We start from the raw sequence: 17,073 nt of genomic DNA on the forward strand, positions 1-17,073 counted from the left end.
CTAATTCGCCATTGCCTTTCCAATTGCCCTAGCCTCACATGGGTTGATTGCAAACAATAGCCCTTAGTTCAACAGTCCCTCACTTATACTTCCACTTTTCGCCACTATGACTATTGCCAAGTTATCACTCACGCTGTGCTGTTTGCTAGCACTTACCGCCGGTTGCTCTTCCAGCACGGAGGCTCCACCGAAAGCTAAGCAAAGCGAAGAGCAAGCGATCGCTGACGAGTCGACAGACTCCGCTGAGACGAGTGAAACCGAGGAAGCCGAAGCCGCCCCATCGGATCAACCCTTCGTATTGGGTAATGCTATCGTTGACTTCGATCCACCGACCTTGGAGGAGCTAGATGAGTCAGCCGACTGGCAAGACAATCCGGTTCTCGATAGCGAAGCGCAACTGCGCAAAGAACTTGCCGAGGAAGAACCGCCTGAGGTCAGCGTAGAGGAAGCACTCAAACTTAAGAACGGACCGCCCGGAAACAACAAGAAAATTCTCACCGCACTGGGTGTGTTGGCTGACGCCGACGGGAAGAATGTCGACTACGACCAAGACTTCGTACGCCACGTCACTGGCGACCTGAAGACAACGAACCCCGTGATGGTAAGTAGCGTGACGGACTTCGAGTTCAGCGATCTCTCCGGCCTGGGCTTTCTAAGCTTCGACCGCCACTTCAACTACTTCGCCCCGCAAAATTCCGTCGTTAGCTGGCAGACCAGCAAAGACGGGCTCACCGACAAGATGGTCATTCGTGACGACCTCACCTGGAGCGATGGCAAGCCGGTAACGGCGCACGACATTGAATTTAGCTATCGGCTGATCATGACCGATCACGACGACTTGGTGATTCCCGCGGTACGGCAAGGAACCGATCAACTCAAGCTGGTAAAGGCCTACGACGACCACACAATCGTTTACTTTCACAAGACGGCTTTGGCTACGAACAAGCCGAACATGATTTTTCCGATCTTGCCCAAGCACATCTACGAGAAAACCCTGCCTGAAGACCCCTCCATGAAGCGCAGTAAACGACACCGCGAACTGGAAGATCACCCCGTGGTCAACGGAGGGTACACGCTCAGCAAACGGGTGCGCAACCAAGAGTTTGTCGTCAAGCGGCGCGAAAGCTACTACATGCACAATGGCAAGCAGGTGCGCAAAAAACCTTACTTTAAGTCGGTGCGTGTGAAAGTCATCGAAGACGCCAACACGGCACTGCTCGCGCTCAAGAAGGGCGATATCGAAGAGATGTTGCTCCGACCCGAGCAGTGGGAAAGCCAGACCGGTGATGCAGCCTTCTATAAGCACAACACGAAAGTCACAGCCATTGAGTGGACCAACTTCTTTTTCCAATACAACGTGGAGTCCCGCTACTTTGCAGATAAAAAGGTCCGCTGGGCAATGACCTACGCAGTGGATTACGAGGAGCTGTTGAAAACCATATGTCGCGATCTCTATCAACAGAGCCAAGGCACCTACCACCCTGAGTCTTGGATGTTCCCTGAGAACGCTCCGAAGATCGTGCAGCAAGACCTCGACAAAGCAGAGGATCTGCTGGACGAAGCGGGATGGGACGACAGCGATGGTGATGGAATTCGCGACAAGATGATCGACGGCAAGCTTGTGCCGTTCGAGTTTGCTCTGATGACGTACACCTCGGAGACAGGCATCCAAGCAGCCACACTCATGAAGGAGTGCCTCGACCAGATCGGTATTATTGCGCACGTGAAGTCAACGGAATTCACCGTCATGCAGCAGAAAAATCTCGATCATGAATTTGATATGACTATGGGAGGCTGGGGCACCTCGACTGACCCGGACTCGAACGAGAACATTTTCGCCACCGGGCAGAATCGCAACTATGGGCAATATTCCAATGAGGAAGTTGATCGCCTGTTTAAAGAAGGACGTAAAGAATTGGACAAGGAAAAACGTGCAGCGATTTACGCAAAGATCCATCAGATCCTTTGGGACGATCAGCCCTACACGTGGCTGTTTTACCGACCCGCGTTTTATGCCTTCAACAAGAAACTACGCGGCTACCACTTCAGCCCCCGTGGCCCCTACAACTATAGCCCTGGTGTTAGCAGCATCTACGTGCCAGCGGAAAGGCCGTAGGCACCAGCCATTCAACCTCGTTCCCACGCTCCTGCGTGGGAACGCAAGTGGAGGCCGCTCCTGCGGCCACGAAGCTGAAGAAAAGCAAGCCGATATTTGACAAAGCGCCGCAGGAGCGGCTGGGCATTGCGTTCCCACGCAGGAGCGTGGGAACGAGACTGAAGAACCTCTCCACATGACTAGTTATCTCCTCCGTCGCACTGCCATCGGCTTGCTCACGCTGCTGCTAATCACCTTCTTGATCTACGGCCTGATTCGCGCCATGCCCGGCACACCGCTGACTGGCGACATGGCGAACTTGGATCCCAGTAAGCAACTCAGCGAAGAGGCCCTAGAGCGTCGTCGCGTGCAGTACGGTTTGGATAAGCCGTGGTACCAAGCATACTTCGTGTGGCTTGGAAATACCCTCAGCGGCGATCTGGGAAAGTCGATCCCGCAGAACGACAAACCGGTCGCCACGCTCATTGCGGAACGCGCCCCGGCTACGCTGTTGCTCTCGGTCACCTCGTTGATACTAACTTACCTACTGTCGATCCCTCTCGGGTTGTGGTCTTCCACGCATAGCGACAGCGTGGCCGAACGCACCACGAGTACGCTACTCTATATGCTCTACTCGCTACCCTCGTTTGTTGCTGCGCTGTACTTGCAGTTACTCTTCTACGTGAAGCTCGATTGGCTGCCGCTCTATGGAATGCATTCCGACGGGTACGAGCAGTTCACCGCGGCAGAGTACGCTTGGGATTTGCTAAAGCATTCCATCCTGCCGGTGATCTGTTTCACCTACGGCAGCTTGGCTTACTACTCGCGATTTATTCGAGCCAACATGCAGGAAGTGGTACGGCAAGACTTCATCCGCACCGCCAAAGCGAAGGGCGTGCCGCCGGGGCGCGTCGTGTGGCACCATGCATTTCGCAATACACTCATCCCGCTGGTAACACTCATGGGACTCACACTCCCCGGGCTGTTGAGCGGCGCGGTCATCCTCGAACAGATTTTCGTCTGGCCCGGCATGGGGCGACTGTACTTTGAAGCCATCGGCCAACGCGACTACGAAACCATCATGGGCCTCACGCTCATGTTCTCTGTGCTGACACTGTTGGGACAATTACTGGCGGATGTGCTTTATGCTGTTGTCGATCCACGAGTAACCTATCACTGAGTTCATCACCTCCACATTTCGCCTCTGAACTTGCTCCGCGCTCAACTTGAGCAACACCAATCGAAAACCAAACACCGAGCAAGCTCGGTGACAAAATTGACCAGTAATAGCAATGCTTAACGAACTTCCTACCGAAACGCCTGCTGAACTGCTTGAACGAGACGCTGCCGATCCTCACGTGCCCGAGCAGGTATCGCGCGGCTTCTGGGGCGAAGCATGGCAGAGGTTCCGGCAACGCAAGCTGCAAATGATGTCACTCGCGTTCGTCATGTTCTTAGGCATCGTCGCGCTCACTGCGCCGATGATCGCTGGCACCAAGCCGATTGTCTGCAAGTACAAGGGCAGCATCTATTTCCCTGCAATGGGCTACTACGTGCGCAGCTGGGAAAACCCGATCTTCCGCAAAGAGCGCTTCCGCAACATCTACCCAAAGAACCTCAAGAAGAAAGACCCCGAAAGCTGGGCCGTGTGGCCGTTGGTGTATCAAGACCCGTATCGTCGCGTACGCAAGAATGAATGGGTCGATGAAAACGGTGAAGGCCGCCCTGGCAACCCCTCAGGCACCAAAGGATCGCCCAGCAGCTTGAACTGGTTTGGCACCAACCAGCAAGGGTTCGATGTGTTCGCCCAAATGGTCCACGGCACGCAGATAGCCCTGAGCGTCGGCTTCGTGTCGATGGGCATTGCCGCGTCGATTGGCATCTTCATCGGTGCGCTGGCCGGCTACTTGGGCGGTTGGATCGACATCCTACTAAGTCGCCTCATTGAAGTGGTGATGTGCGTCCCCTCACTGGTGCTGATCCTTGCACTGGTGGCCATGCTCGACAACGTGACCAACTGGCATCTGATGGCAATCGTCGGCTGCACAAGCTGGACCGGCATTGCTCGGCTCACGCGCGCAGAGTTTCTCAAACTCAAGCAGATGGAGTTCATCACCGCCGCTAGAGCGTTGGGCGCAAACCGCTGGCGAATCATGTTCCGCCACGTACTACGCAATGCGCTCGCCCCGGTACTGGTTCCGATCACGTTCGGTATTGCGGCGGCCATTCTCATCGAAAGCGGGCTGAGCTATCTAGGCTTCGGCGCGTCGCCCCCAAATCCCAGTTGGGGAACGCTACTCAAGAGCGGTCGCACAGCAATTCAACAAATGTGGTGGCTCATCGTCTTCCCCGGCACAGCGATTTTCTTGACCGTGCTCGCTTACAACCTCATCGGCGAAGGCTTGCAAGAAGCGACCGATCCACGCTTGCGACAAGATAGCCATTGAGTTGAGAGTCGAGAGCCAAAAAGCCGTAGGGTAGGTCGAGTGGAGCGAGGCGTACCATGCGCCAGCAATGACCAATGACCAAGGCACGTTGGCCAACCGCTTGCGATTGGTCATTTAGGCTTGGTCATTGGTCATTCTTCGGCACGCCTCTTAGTGATCACCAACCGTGAACTCCGTCACAAAGATTCGCTCAACCAGCGGCACCGGTAGCAGCCGATTGATGCGCAGGAGGATCACGTTCTGTAGGCGATGTAGGCTCGGCTCTTGATAGCTTGCCAGCTCCAATGAGCGCACTGCGGTTAGCGCTTCGTTGCGAAGGCGCTGTTTCCAGTTGGCTAGTTGCTCGATCGTTCGGGGGGAAGTCCCCTCGTTAAGCTTCAGCGAAACGGCAAACAGTACTCGAGAGGTCTCATTTCGCGTGGGGCGAAACTCCTTCAAGCGAAATTCACCCAGGTCGAAAGTCGCATACGCCGGACGTTCCTCCTGTTCTTCACCCTCTGCGCCAGCCTCCACACCGCTTGTCGCAGTCGCGGTATCTTTCGTACTTGCTCCGTCATTCTCAGCAGCACGAGCCAAAGCAACCGGCTGGCTAAAGACCAGCACCGTCAGCAGCAGTTTGCAGAATCCCAATGGAGCTGTCCTGTGTAGCTTTGTCTCGAATGTCATAGCACTAATTCCTAAATGGATTCGTCCAGAAGTTCCACGATCACTAATTGCTGCACGCGATGCTCACCCAGTTGCATGCGGGCCATATCCGTCAGGCGCATCTTCACGCTGGCAAGGCGCGGGTCTTCCAACTCATCGGCCGTCACGTTGCGTACGATCTTCAGCACGGAATCCTGAAACGGTCCGCGTCGACCTTCAAACGCCTCGGCAAGGGATTTCTTCTTGGTCTCTGCCGTCACTACATACAGCGCGAACTTCAACTGACGCCACTCGGGCTCTGGCTTGCTCCTGTCCGGAACCGACACTGGCACGCGATATCTGCCCACTGCAACCTCCACGGTTGCGTCGGTGGGCGCGTCGAACTCCAGATCGTCGAAGTAGTCCACCAGCCGCGGCACTTCCTCGCCACCACAACCGGGCAGCGCAAGCACCAGTAGCAGCACCCACCAGAGGCGGGAAGTACAGAACTTGGCAACTGAATTGGGAACGAAATGCATAAATAAACATACTTCCCACTCCCACGGCGGCAGTGAGCTACCTTTCAGAAGAACCACTCTCTTGGGCTCGCTCCGCGCAATCAGCGGAAAGTGCCGCTTGTAACGATTCTGCCTGCAACCCGTATGTCGAACTCTTCAAATAAACATCGCTCGCAAAGACTGCTCCCGCTACTCGCGCTGCCCCTATTGATTGGCTGCGTAGATGCGGATGCGCTCATCAGCCAACGTCGTGCCGCGGCCGCCGGCATGCGGCTCGAAGAAGTCGATCTCGGAAAGTTTCACATCTCGCTCCCTCCCCACGGTCCCGACGGGCAAAGTGGCGTTGTGAATTTCCACGCCTTCGTGCAGGTCACTAATCGCAACCTCAAAGAAGTGCAAACCACTGTCGAGGAGCATCGACCCCGCCTGCGCCACCAAATGCTGATGGCCGTGCGAAATTTCTCCGCGGAAGATCTTACCGCTCCCGAACTAGCCTCGCTACGCAAGAAACTGGTCGACGCCGTGAACGAGCCCTTCGACGAGCCCCTAGCCCAAACAGCCGGCTTCTATTCAGTGAAGTTCTTTCCTCTGTAGAGTCTGAGGGTGGCATGGGCAACATGCCTGGGAATTCCTGAGGCCTCAGACTTCAGGTATCAGGCTTCGGGACTCGGGGGTTAACCGAACGTGTACTGAAGCCTGAGGTCTGAAGTCTGAAGCCTTACTCCGCAAGGCAACAAGCTGCCCATGCCCCCTCTCTGCACAGCTACTGCTTCACCTCAACCCCAGGTATCGCCGCCTTAAGCTTCTCTGCGGCAGCCGGCGTCGTCGAGCTTTGCGTAATCGACAGCTTCTTAAGATTCTTCAGCGTCGCCAACTTCGCCAGCCCGTCGTCGGTAACGAGCGTCGCGTTGAGATTCAGGTCTTCCAGGCTGGTGAGCTTCGCCAAAGGCTCTATGGCCGAATCGTCCACAAAGCTGTTCCACAGGTTCAGCCACTTTAATTTCGTGCAGCCGACAAGGTGCGCGAGCCCTGGACCCTGCACGCCTGTTTCGCTCAGATCGAGCTTTGCCAGTTCGCTCATCTCAGAAAGATGCGCGAGCCCCTCGTCGCTCACGTAGGTGCCACGCAGGATGAGCAGCCGCATCTTTTTCATCCCGGCGAGCGCCGCCATTCCTTCATCGCCAAATGGGACCCGCAGTAGATTCAAGTCGTCAAGATTCACCAGCCCGGCGAGCGTCTGCATGCCCTCGTCGGTGAGCTTGGCATCTTCTAGATGCAACCCGCGCAGTTGCTTCAGATTCTTTAGATGAATTAGCCCATCGTCGTCGATCCCCGGAGCGCGAAGCTTCAGACTCGACAACACGGGCAACTCGGGAGCTACACCCAACGACTTGTTACTCAACGTGCAGCCGCGCAAGTCGAGCAGTCGAAGCTTCTTCAAAGCCCCCAACTGTAAAACGCCTTCATCAGTAAACTTGGTGTACGGCGCTGCGAAGTGCGTTAGCTCTTTCAGCTTAACCAGGTGCTCGATCCCCTCGTCGGTGAGTTGTGAAGAACGATGCAAGTTGATTGATCGTAGCGACGGAAAGCGGGCCAGTTCTGCCAACCCGGAGTCAGTCACACTCGTATTAAGCAGTCGCAGTTCCTTCAGTTGCGGAAGCACCGGCAGCGCGGCCATAGTTTCGTTCGAGATGGTAGCGCCCCACAACACCAACTTCTTGAGTGAGTCTTCCCCTTCAAACAGTGCCATGTCTGCGGTTTGTGCTTTGCACTTTTCTAAATCGACGACGATGAGATTGCCCTTGTCGTCCTTTTGCATCTTTCCGCGCAGTTGCTCCACGCGTTGCTCAAGCGTCTGCGGCGCGACACTCGGGGGGTTCGCCGAGGTGGTTTGACCCGTGGCGGCGTGACCGGCCACCAATGGCGCGAGAATGGCCGCGGCCGTTTTTAGTTTTTTGAGATTCTTCGCGAGCGATTTCAAGAAGGACACAAATGGCTCCTCGTGCGAGCTTGTAAAGGGTTTGGGAAGGAAAGGGAAATGCCCATGCGGACCGTGACAGTCTAGCAAATTCTGCCGCCAGGCGTGATTCGCTCCCCAGAAAGCTGATACGCATAGGCCACGATCATGGTGCGGCTAGAAAAGTCTGAAAAGTTCTTCCATCAGGTTTGCACGGTCCGAGAAAACTATGCGGGATTGGTTGCTTCGCGATTTTCGCTCGACTAGAATTCAGCCTTCCTCCAGTTCTTGCCAATTCCCAATGTTAATAACACTCTCCAGTGTTTACGACACTGTGTTACCAGTCCTGCCGTATCAAAGGGTTTCTCTCGATGACTAAAAAGCCTACCGCTCTGCTATCCCAGGGCACCACTCGCCGCGGCTTTCTTTCCACAACAGCAGCCGGTGTCGGTTACTGGGTCGCCGGGGGCGTGCAAGCGCAGACCTCAAAAATGGTCAACGGCGGATTGCAAATCGCCTGCGTGGGTGTGGGCGGCAAAGGCAAGAGCGATACAAAAAACGCCTCTCGCTTCGGTAAGATTTACGCCATGTGCGATGTCGATCGTCGTACGCTGAAAGGCACTGCCAGGCAGTTCAAGACCGAACACACGTTTACCGACTATCGCGAACTGTTTGACCAGCTCGGCGATAAAGTCGATGCCGTTACCGTCAGCACGCCCGATCACACCCACGCCGTGATCGCCTCGAAGGCGATGAAGATGGGCAAACACGTCTACTGCCAGAAGCCGCTCACGCATTCCATTCACGAAGCGCGCCAGTTGCAAAACATCGCTCGCGAAATGGGGGTCGTCACGCAAATGGGTAACCAGTTCACCGCGTTCGATCCTATGCGGAAAACCGCTTACCAAGTGCGCAGCGGCCAACTGGGCGATGTGAGCGATGTCCACGTTTGGACTAACCGCCCTGTGTGGCCGCAAGGCGAAGATCGCCAACCCGACAAGCCCGTTCCTGATTCGCTCGACTGGGAATCGTGGATTGGCCCCGCGCCGATGCGGCCTTACGCCGACGGCTACCACGACTTCAAATGGCGCGGCTGGTGGGACTTCGGTACCGGAGCTCTGGGCGACATGGCCTGCCACACGGTTAACATGCCGTACATGGCGCTAACCATGCGCGACCCAACTTCTATTACCGCAGAAACTTCCGGCCACAATGGCGATAGCTATCCCGAGTGGTCGAGGATCAAATTCGAGTTCCCTGAGCTTGACGGGCGCGCTGCCTTCACTCTGCACTGGTACGATGGCAGTCAACTTCCTCCCACAGAACTGACCGGCCCATTCCTCTCGCAATCTGATGGCGACGGCAAACCGGCCCAACTGGACAACAGCGGCTGTATCATGGTAGGCAGCAAAGGCAAGCTGTATGCCGCGGGTGACTACGCCCAGGCAGGCATCTATTGGTCGGATGCCGATGGGGAAAAACTGGAACCGCGAGAGGTCGATTACCCAAACAACATGGGCGGCCCTGAATTAGGCCACGTCAAGGAATTCTATGCGGGCATCGCCACCGGCGATCCTCACCTGCCCGTCTCCAACATGGTCGACTACAGCGGCCCGCTCACCGAGACCATCCTGCTGGGTAACTTAGCCGTTTGGAAAGGCGGCAAGGTCGAGTGGGACGCCAAGAAAGCTATGCCCGTAAACGATCCCGAGCTAGAGAAGATCGTGCGTCGGGATTACCGCGATGGGTATACGCTGTAGGGGAGTTCTGAGCGTGTTACAACGCAGCTAAGCCGCAAGCGGCAAACCGGAGGAAATAGCCGCGAGCTAACAGCTCGCCGGTGCCCCGCCCTTCACGCCCCCCTAAAGAAGAGTAATCGGCGGCACAATTATGCCACTTGTAGCGATTGCCCCACAGGAACCTGCTCAACGCAACTGGCTATCGAGTGAAAAACTTGACCCTGCCCAGAGCGGCATTTAGTATCAAGTGAAGGGCCAGTCACTTTGCTAGACGCGCAGAACGGCCCTTGGCACCTCATTTCAAGTTAGGAAGCACCCGTTGGGCATTGTCTTTACAGCCGTGATTGGGATCGTTGCGCTGGTGGCGCTCGTGGCGACGTTCCTCTGCATCAAGAACTGGCACTGGGCCCAAATGCTGCTCATGCTGGGTATCTTTTTGGGCGGCTTGGGTGCGCTGTTCCTCTCCGCCGAAACCTTACGCATCCATCGCGCGTTGCGCCAAAAATTGCCACGCGAACGCACACTTATCGAAGAGGCAGAAGAAATCAACCTCGCGTTCCGCAACGGCACTGAGAACGCGGGCCTCATCGGTAAGATGTTTCGGGATTCAGAGAAGCCCCCCTTTGGTGCCGATGTCGAAAGCATTCCGGGCATCGATACACTCGCTCGACAAGTGAAGCAACTCACTCGCCAACGCGGGCGCGTATGGCGCGGCGTTCGACCCTCGGGGCCGCTTGCCAACGACGCGATCCCAGTTGCCATCCCCCAACCGTCTCCCCACGGCATGCCACCTGAGGCAATTGTCTTCGCCTTCGAGATTGGTCTTTCCAACGGCCCAAACCCCTCGGAAGGCACGCAGTATCTCGGCCAATTCAAAGTGGTGAGCGTCACCCCCGATGGAGCCGTGCTGTCACCGATTCAGCAACTCGACCAACGTACCGGCAGCCGACTCGAGCGCAGCAAAGGCCCGTGGAGCGTTTATGAAACCATGCCCGATGATCGGCACGAGCTCTACGCAGAGCTCAACGAGCAACAGCTTCGCCAGTTGCTACCACCGGCCACAGTCGAAGAATATCTTCGTCACGGAGGCCCGGCCAACGCAGATGACGACGAATACCACACTGCCGGCTTTGATGAAGAGGGCAACCGACTAGGCCCGGACGAAATCAGCAATGCCGCTGAGAAGCGTTACGATCGCCCATTGCGCTCCTACGGATACCTGTTCGAGGAACTCAATCGCAGCAAGGTCGTCATGCAGGCCAATGCCATGGCCCTACAAAAAGACATTAGCCTAGTCCAGGAAGCCCAGGCCAGTGCAAAAAAGTTGCAAGCTTATCGCGAAGGCGAAAAAGTTGCTCTCGCCAAAGATCTCACGCTCATGAAACGCGACCGAGAAGCCATCGAAGCACTTTCTCAGAAGCTGGCCGAGATCGTCGACAACGCCAAGGGCTTGCTTGATCAAGCACTCACCGCCAACGAACAACTGGCCCAGCAGCTTATGCTCCGCCAGGTAGGCAGTGTCCGTCCCGCTGCCCCAGCAGGCGGCAATCTCTTGCGATTTGAACCTTAGCCCGCTTGCGGCTTAGCAGTTATCTAGCACTGCATTCTATTGGAAACTCTTACCCCACTGCTTGCTAACCCGCGAGCGGCTGCTAGCATTTCTTGCACCGGTTCGCCTATCGCTAGCCCCGCGAGCAAAGTACCCTCCCTAGACCTATCTCCCTAACCACCTAACCCCTAATTCCCTCCCCCCATGGGTTACGAAAACCGCGACTACGCCCAGTACGAAGGCCAGGGAGTACAACTCTCTATGCCGCAAAGTGTGACCATGCGCCTCGTCATGGTGAACGTCGCGGTCTACTTGCTGCAAATGTTCACGCAGTACCAAATCCCCGGTGGCCCGACTTCGCCACCGATGGTTACTTCAACCATCGACCAATACTTTGCCCTCTCGGCCAATTGGTTCCAGCAGCCTTGGAAAGCATATCAACTCCTTAGCTACGGGTTCCTCCATTCGTTAGCGGATATCGGCCACATCCTCGTCAACATGGTCGTGCTGTGGATGTTCGGTCGGGAGTTAGAAAACCGTTATGGCTCGAAGCAATTCCTCGGCTTGTACCTCACCGCGATTGTCTTCGCAGGTCTCGGGTGGTCGATCATCGAAGCCGCCTACGGCGGCCCTGCTGGTGGAATGCTTGGCGCCTCGGGTGGTATCGCGGCACTGTTCTTGCTCTATGCACTCAACTGGCCATACCGCAAGGTGTTGTTCATGTTGGTCATCCCCATGCCCATGTGGCTGGCTGCCGGTATCGCACTGTTCTACGACGCGATGGGAGCCGTCAACCGCTCGGGTAACGTCGCCTTCACCGCCCACCTTTCGGGTACCCTATTCGGCTTTTTGTTCTACAAAACCGGCTTCAACCCATTGGGCAATTTCCTAAGCGGACTTTCCACGACACAGCTTCCCCGTCGCGGCCCCAAGCTGCGCGTTCACTCTCCCGAAGAAGAGGAAGAGCGTGAGAATGAAATTGACCGCATCCTCAGAAAAGTCTCAGCGAGCGGCCAAGGCAGCCTCACCCGTGGCGAACGTCGCACACTGGAGAAAGAAAGCCAACGCATCAAGGATCGGCGGTAGGATCCGCAACAGAGGATCCTGATGTTCATTGTAGGGTATTGCCGAGTGGAGCGAGGCATACCGGATTCGGACTTCAGGCTCCGGGCCTCGGTATTACCATTGAGGCCTGAAGCCTGAGGTCTGAAGCCCCCCGAATCCTCGCTCCGCTCGACATACCCTACCTAACTCGCGAAGCACTTGTCCGCACAGCGGACCTCACCAGGCACGGACGCCACATGACACGCCTCATTCTCATCGCCGCTGCCCTCGCTGCTACCGCCGCCTGGCCTCGCGGTACCGACACGAATTCAGAAACTGTCCAACATCCACCCCGGCCCGCCCGAGCGAACCCCGGCAAACTTGTCTCGCTTCCCGGCGGCATCTTCTCAATGGGCGCACCGCGCCCTAGCCCGGCCGATCAACGCCCCGTGCATCAACGGGCCGTCTCCAGCTTCCAGATCGAAGCAACTTCTGTCACCAACGCTCAATTTGCCAAGTTCGTTGCCGCCACCAGCCACATCACCACGGCCGAGCGCCGTGGCAGCTCGCGCGTGTTTGTTCCCAACGCACGCGCCTGGCGTGTCGTTACCGGAGCAGCGTGGCAAACGCCTAAAGGACCGGGCAGCTCAATTGCCGGCAGAGAAGATTACCCCGTAGTGCATGTTTCATGGTACGACGCCAGTGCCTACGCCGCCTGGGCAGGACGACGCCTTCCGACCGAAGCCGAATACGAATACGCTGCCCGCGATGGACGCGTCGATTGCCCCTACCCGTGGGGCCGCGAACTCATGCCCAGTGGCAACCACCAAGATCAAACGGGGCAAGCTCCAAGATGGCTGGCTAACGGCTGGCAAGGCTGGTTCCCCCAAGCAGACACCGCTGAAGATGGTTACGCCGGCCTGTCCCCCGTCGGTGCGTTCCCAGCCACTCGCCGCGGCCTCTATGACATCACCGGCAACGTCTGGTGCTGGTGCCAGGACGCCTACGACCCCCAAAGTTATGCCAAGGCAACACCGCACAATACAAGCAAGAAATCAGGCCCAACAGCCAAAAGCCAACAGCCAACAGCCTTTGTCAGTGAACAACGCGTCCGTCGTGGCGGTTCATGGTTATCAGCAGCCAATTACGGCGACGCCCTCGTGGTAAGCTACCGCGACCACGCCCCACCCGAGGAAACCACCAACCACACCGGCTTTCGCTGTGCAAAGTAATAATAGTTGTAGGGTTCGCTGTGCGGACCAAAGAATCGCCGCGAAGCGACCACGAACCGACGAGCCAATCAACTAGACTCCCTATCATGGTCCGCACAGCGGACTCTACAACTTTGACCCAATTTTCAAACAAGTTTCGTTAGCGAAGTTCGCATCATGAGCAATTCCGATCAAACCATCATCATCACCGGCGCCAGTGGCCTCGTCGGCTCGGCCCTGGTTAATGCCCTCGAAAACGACGGCCACAAAGTCATCCGCGCCGTGCGCCGCGAAGTGAAAGACTCCGCACGTGAGTTGCACTGGGATCCCAACAAAGGCGAGATCGATGCAGTCCGCTTTGAAGATGCGGATGCAGTCATCCATCTGGCCGGCGAAGGCATCGCAGACAGCCGTTGGTCGGACGCCGTCAAGCAGCGCATCCTCCACTCTCGTACCAAGGGCACGCTGCTGATCGCGGAAACAATTGCCAACTGTCAGAACAAACCGCACACACTCGCCTGCGCCTCGGCCATCGGCTACTACGGCGATCGGGGCGACAGCGTGCTTACCGAACAATCAGACCCTGGCGAGGGCTTCCTTCCCGACGTCTGCCAACAGTGGGAAGCCTCCTGCGAACCGGCCCGCGATGCAGGCATTCGCGTAGCGAACATGCGCATCGGAGTCGTGCTCAGTCCCAAAGGTGGCGCGCTGGCCAAGATGCTCACCCCGTTCAAGATGGGCGTCGGTGGTGTCCTCGGCAACGGCCAGCAATACTTCAGTTGGATTGCGCTGGATGACTTGGTCGCGGGCATTGTTCATGTGATCAACACGCCCACGCTCTCCGGCCCGGTGAACATGACCGCCCCAAACCCGGTAACAAATCACAAATACACAAAAACTCTAGGGAGCGTGCTCGGTCGCCCGACGTTCCTCCCCATGCCCGCCTTTGTCGCAAGGCTCGCCTTCGGCGAAATGGCCGACGCACTGCTACTTGCCAGCACTCGTGTGAAACCCACGGTACTCAGCGACACGGGATATCACTTTGAGTATCCCGAGTTGGAACCTGCGCTAGAGCATTTACTGAATGAGACGAAGACTTCATGAAAGCTCAGACTTCAATGAAAATTGCAGCTAATCCGCAAGCGGCGGTTTCAAAATAGCCGCCGGACAACGACTCACAGGAGCCCCGCCACCAGTTCCCCATCCCAAGAAGCCTCACCACCGAAAGCGAATGTTCGGCGGTTGCGGATCGACGTAGTAGATTCCATACCCCTCCATCCGTTCCATACCCGAGCTTCTTTTTCTCGTCGAGTTGAATGTCTCTCGACAGGCAATAATTTTTCGCAGGTCGTCGGAATCCACTCATGGAATATGCCGCCCATTCATCTTGTGTTTCGTTAGTCTTGGCAGTTAATGGCACGGAGAACCGCTGCTCTCATGTTGATCCAAAAGGCGTTTTTCTGAAGGGAGAGTATACCCCAACCCCTCCCACCGAGGCAGAGTTGCGTGTCACCGTCGATGGTACGCTCAATGCGCACTGTGTTCTTACCTAACGGTATCCAAGCCGGCGAGCCTCGCGTGGAGTATCTCGCAACTGTTCCCAACAGCAAGTAGCCGCGAGCTAACAGCTCGCCGGTGAACCGACGCAGCGCCACCTGATCGCACAATCCGCTTCTCAATCCTATGCGATTTCTCAGCCCCCCCTTCTCTTGTTCACTCTACTAGCGGTTGGTTGCGACCCGCTCACTAGTGTTGAGGATACACAGCTCCCCCCACGGCGTGCAGCAAAGTTGGAGAAAGAAGAACACGAGCAAGAAGAAGCGGATGCTTCAGCTGAGGTTGTGCTGGCTGGGATTAGAAACTTCGTTAAGTCCAATGGATTCGAGGCGCAGAAACTTGTCGTTACGCTGCGCAACACTGGAGACGTACCAGTTCGTACCGTCGATGCCAACATTACTACACGTGATTCCGGCGGTAGTATCATTCAGACGTGGAACTACACGATCTATGCGGTCTCGAAAGCCGAATCAGAAATACTCCCCAACAAGCTTTGGAGAACGCCCAAGAGCAAAGGTCATGTTTTTCCACATATGGAACAGGCAGACTCAGTGGATGTCACCGTTTCCTACGCCTCCTCAAAGCAAGGCTGATAGCAGAGTCCCCCACTCGCACATCAATCTATCTTCCCCTAACTCCCCCGGCGACCCGCCCGGTCACGTCTAGCCCCTCGCTTTCGGTTTAGCCGCGTCCTTTGTTGAGCAGGGCAGCCCCGCTAAATTGCCTTGATTTCACCCTCCTTAGGCCCCGCGGCTAAGCCGCAAGCGGCCCTACCTCTGACGCCCCTTTCGCGTTAAACTGGGGGTTTCTCGCGAGGGCCACCGCCCCCGTCCTAGCAACTGGTTCCTGGCCCCTCAACCCCTAGCCCCTTCCCACATGCATTCTCAAGTTGTCGTTCTCGGAGGCGGGCCCGGTGGGTACGCCGCAGCGTTCATGGCCGCCGATCTTGGCCTCGAGGTCGCTATCGTCGAAGCCGACCCGCGCCTGGGTGGCACCTGCCTGTTGCGTGGGTGCATTCCCAGTAAAGCCCTCCTGCACGTGGCGAAAGTCATCAGTGAGTCGCGCGAAATGCACGAATGGGGTGTCGACTTCCAAGAGCCTAAGCTCAACGTCGATGCGATGCGGGCGCGAAAAGAAAAAGTCATCGATACGCTTACCGGCGGACTGGCCGAGCTCGTCAAACGCCGCAAAGTGAAACGCATCCATGCTCGCGGCGTGTTTGTCGATTCGCAAACACTGCAACTCGAAGGTGGCAACCCAGAGACCTACGAGAGCGAACGCATTACGTTCGACCACTGCATCCTTGCCACGGGTAGCGTGCCCGCCATGCCGCCGATGTTCAACATCGGCAGCGACCGAGTGATGGACTCCACCGGCGCGCTCAATCTTGTGGACATCCCCAAGTCACTGCTCGTGATCGGCGGCGGCTACATCGGCCTAGAGATGGGCACCGTCTATGCAGAAATCGGCTCGGAGGTTTCCGTCGTCGAGATGACCACCGGCCTGTTACCCGGTGCAGATCGAGATCTCGTGAAGCCGCTTGCGAAACGACTCTCGCAGACGATGACCGCGATTCACTTGAATACCAAGGTCACCGCTTTAAGAGACGCGGGCGATCACGTCGATGTCGATATCGAAGGTCCTGAAGGCGATGACTCAGGCGTCAGCGGCACGCATCAGTTCGAACGCGTACTTGTCGCAGTCGGCCGTCGCCCCGTATCGAAAGGCTTCGGACTAGAGAACACCAAGGTCGAGCTTGATAAGCGCGGCTTTGCGAAAGTCGATAACCAACAACGCACCACCGATGAGCGCATTTTCGCTATTGGCGATATCGCAGGCGAACCAATGCTCGCTCATAAAGCCTCCTACGAAGGCAAAGTAGCCGCAGAGGTACTCGCCGGCCATGCCGCCGCAAATGATGCACACGCGATTCCTGCGGTGGTCTTTACCGATCCGGAAATCGCCTGGGCCGGCCTCACCGCCGACCAAGCCAAGGCCGAGGGCCGCACCGTAAAGATCGTCCAGTACCCGTGGCAAGCCAGTGGACGAGCCATCGCCATCGGCCGTACCGATGGGCTCACCAAGTGGCTCATCGATCCAGAGACCGACCGCCTGCTCGGCTGCGGTATCGTCGGCTCAGGAGCCGGCGAATTGATCGCCGAAGCCGTCGTCGCCATTGAAATGGGCTGCAAGGTCCACGACCTAACCGAATCCATCCACCCGCACCCAACCTTGAGTGAAACATTAGCCTTCGCTGGCGAAGTCTACTTAGGTACGGCCACGGAAGTTTATCGACCTAAGAGATAGTCACGATTTCACAGCTGCATTTTTT

14 protein-coding genes are annotated in these 17,073 nt (G+C 56.8%); 11 read left to right on the forward strand and 3 right to left on the reverse strand.

The window, feature by feature from the left end; genetic code table 11:
* Positions 1–106: 106 nt before the first annotated feature.
* From HG15A2_RS22415 to HG15A2_RS22425, 3 genes are all read left to right on the forward strand, one after another.
* Complete coding sequence (locus HG15A2_RS22415) at positions 107–2,116, forward strand: ABC transporter substrate-binding protein (protein ID WP_145063517.1); 2,010 nt, start codon at positions 107–109, stop codon at positions 2,114–2,116.
* Positions 2,117–2,291: 175 nt separating this feature from the next.
* On the forward strand, positions 2,292–3,275 hold the full coding sequence (locus tag HG15A2_RS22420) for an ABC transporter permease (protein WP_145063519.1): 984 nt from the start codon (positions 2,292–2,294) through the stop codon (positions 3,273–3,275).
* Between the two features lie 112 nt (positions 3,276–3,387).
* Positions 3,388–4,542, forward strand: a complete 1,155-nt coding sequence (locus HG15A2_RS22425; protein ID WP_145063521.1) for an ABC transporter permease — start codon at positions 3,388–3,390, stop codon at positions 4,540–4,542.
* 150 nt (positions 4,543–4,692) lie between these two features.
* On the opposite strand, the gene HG15A2_RS22430 is transcribed toward HG15A2_RS22425, so the two are convergent.
* Both HG15A2_RS22430 and HG15A2_RS22435 read right to left on the reverse strand, forming a co-directional pair.
* Entirely contained in the window at positions 4,693–5,208 is a 516-nt protein-coding gene (locus HG15A2_RS22430) for a hypothetical protein (RefSeq protein ID WP_145063523.1), read from the reverse strand.
* Between the two features lie 11 nt (positions 5,209–5,219).
* Positions 5,220–5,705, reverse strand: coding sequence for a hypothetical protein (locus HG15A2_RS22435; RefSeq protein ID WP_145063525.1), 486 nt, complete (start codon positions 5,703–5,705; stop codon positions 5,220–5,222).
* Positions 5,706–5,828: 123 nt separating this feature from the next.
* On the opposite strand from HG15A2_RS22435, the gene HG15A2_RS22440 reads away from it, so the two are divergent.
* Positions 5,829–6,278, forward strand: a complete 450-nt coding sequence (locus HG15A2_RS22440; RefSeq protein ID WP_145063527.1) for a flagellar basal body-associated FliL family protein — start codon at positions 5,829–5,831, stop codon at positions 6,276–6,278.
* A 169-nt stretch (positions 6,279–6,447) separates the two neighbouring features.
* Here HG15A2_RS22440 and HG15A2_RS22445 read toward each other — a convergent pair whose 3' ends face one another.
* The gene (locus HG15A2_RS22445; RefSeq protein ID WP_145063529.1) at positions 6,448–7,674 is read right to left on the reverse strand and encodes a leucine-rich repeat domain-containing protein; all 1,227 of its coding nucleotides are present in this window, start codon (positions 7,672–7,674) and stop codon (positions 6,448–6,450) included.
* 338 nt (positions 7,675–8,012) lie between these two features.
* Between HG15A2_RS22445 and HG15A2_RS22450 the strand changes: the two genes are divergently transcribed.
* The 7 genes from HG15A2_RS22450 (at position 8,013) to lpdA (ending at position 17,048) form a co-directional block, all read left to right on the forward strand.
* Positions 8,013–9,401 (forward strand): Gfo/Idh/MocA family protein, encoded by a 1,389-nt coding sequence (locus HG15A2_RS22450; protein WP_145063531.1) that lies wholly within the window; start codon positions 8,013–8,015, stop codon positions 9,399–9,401.
* A 298-nt stretch (positions 9,402–9,699) separates the two neighbouring features.
* A complete protein-coding gene (locus HG15A2_RS22455) occupies positions 9,700–10,950 on the forward strand; it encodes a hypothetical protein (RefSeq protein ID WP_145063533.1) in 1,251 nt (416 codons plus the stop codon).
* A gap of 183 nt (positions 10,951–11,133) precedes the next feature.
* A complete protein-coding gene (locus tag HG15A2_RS22460) occupies positions 11,134–12,015 on the forward strand; it encodes a rhomboid family intramembrane serine protease (RefSeq protein WP_145063535.1) in 882 nt (293 codons plus the stop codon).
* Positions 12,016–12,230: 215 nt separating this feature from the next.
* On the forward strand, positions 12,231–13,205 hold the full coding sequence (locus HG15A2_RS22465) for a formylglycine-generating enzyme family protein (protein WP_145063537.1): 975 nt from the start codon (positions 12,231–12,233) through the stop codon (positions 13,203–13,205).
* 156 nt (positions 13,206–13,361) lie between these two features.
* Complete coding sequence (locus tag HG15A2_RS22470; RefSeq protein ID WP_145063539.1) at positions 13,362–14,288, forward strand: TIGR01777 family oxidoreductase; 927 nt, start codon at positions 13,362–13,364, stop codon at positions 14,286–14,288.
* 605 nt (positions 14,289–14,893) lie between these two features.
* Entirely contained in the window at positions 14,894–15,334 is a 441-nt protein-coding gene (locus tag HG15A2_RS22475) for a hypothetical protein (RefSeq protein WP_145063541.1), read from the forward strand.
* 283 nt (positions 15,335–15,617) lie between these two features.
* On the forward strand, positions 15,618–17,048 hold the full coding sequence (gene lpdA / locus HG15A2_RS22480) for a dihydrolipoyl dehydrogenase (RefSeq protein WP_145063543.1): 1,431 nt from the start codon (positions 15,618–15,620) through the stop codon (positions 17,046–17,048).
* Positions 17,049–17,073 lie beyond the last annotated feature (25 nt).

This window comes from Adhaeretor mobilis (assembly GCF_007741515.1).
Classification (GTDB): domain Bacteria; phylum Planctomycetota; class Planctomycetia; order Pirellulales; family Lacipirellulaceae; genus Adhaeretor; species Adhaeretor mobilis.

What these genes read in the sequence shown, in the direction of transcription:
- HG15A2_RS22415 (WP_145063517.1), top strand. Translation starts at nt 107, where the DNA reads ATGACTATTGCCAAGTTATCACTCACGCTGTGCTGTTTGCTAGCACTT.
- HG15A2_RS22420 (WP_145063519.1), top strand. Translation starts at nt 2,292, where the DNA reads ATGACTAGTTATCTCCTCCGTCGCACTGCCATCGGCTTGCTCACGCTG.
- HG15A2_RS22425 (WP_145063521.1), top strand. Translation starts at nt 3,388, where the DNA reads ATGCTTAACGAACTTCCTACCGAAACGCCTGCTGAACTGCTTGAACGA.
- HG15A2_RS22430 (WP_145063523.1), bottom strand. Translation starts at nt 5,208, where the DNA reads ATGACATTCGAGACAAAGCTACACAGGACAGCTCCATTGGGATTCTGC.
- HG15A2_RS22435 (WP_145063525.1), bottom strand. Translation starts at nt 5,705, where the DNA reads ATGCATTTCGTTCCCAATTCAGTTGCCAAGTTCTGTACTTCCCGCCTC.
- HG15A2_RS22440 (WP_145063527.1), top strand. Translation starts at nt 5,829, where the DNA reads ATGTCGAACTCTTCAAATAAACATCGCTCGCAAAGACTGCTCCCGCTA.
- HG15A2_RS22450 (WP_145063531.1), top strand. Translation starts at nt 8,013, where the DNA reads ATGACTAAAAAGCCTACCGCTCTGCTATCCCAGGGCACCACTCGCCGC.
- HG15A2_RS22460 (WP_145063535.1), top strand. Translation starts at nt 11,134, where the DNA reads ATGGGTTACGAAAACCGCGACTACGCCCAGTACGAAGGCCAGGGAGTA.
- HG15A2_RS22465 (WP_145063537.1), top strand. Translation starts at nt 12,231, where the DNA reads ATGACACGCCTCATTCTCATCGCCGCTGCCCTCGCTGCTACCGCCGCC.
- HG15A2_RS22470 (WP_145063539.1), top strand. Translation starts at nt 13,362, where the DNA reads ATGAGCAATTCCGATCAAACCATCATCATCACCGGCGCCAGTGGCCTC.
- lpdA (WP_145063543.1), top strand. Translation starts at nt 15,618, where the DNA reads ATGCATTCTCAAGTTGTCGTTCTCGGAGGCGGGCCCGGTGGGTACGCC.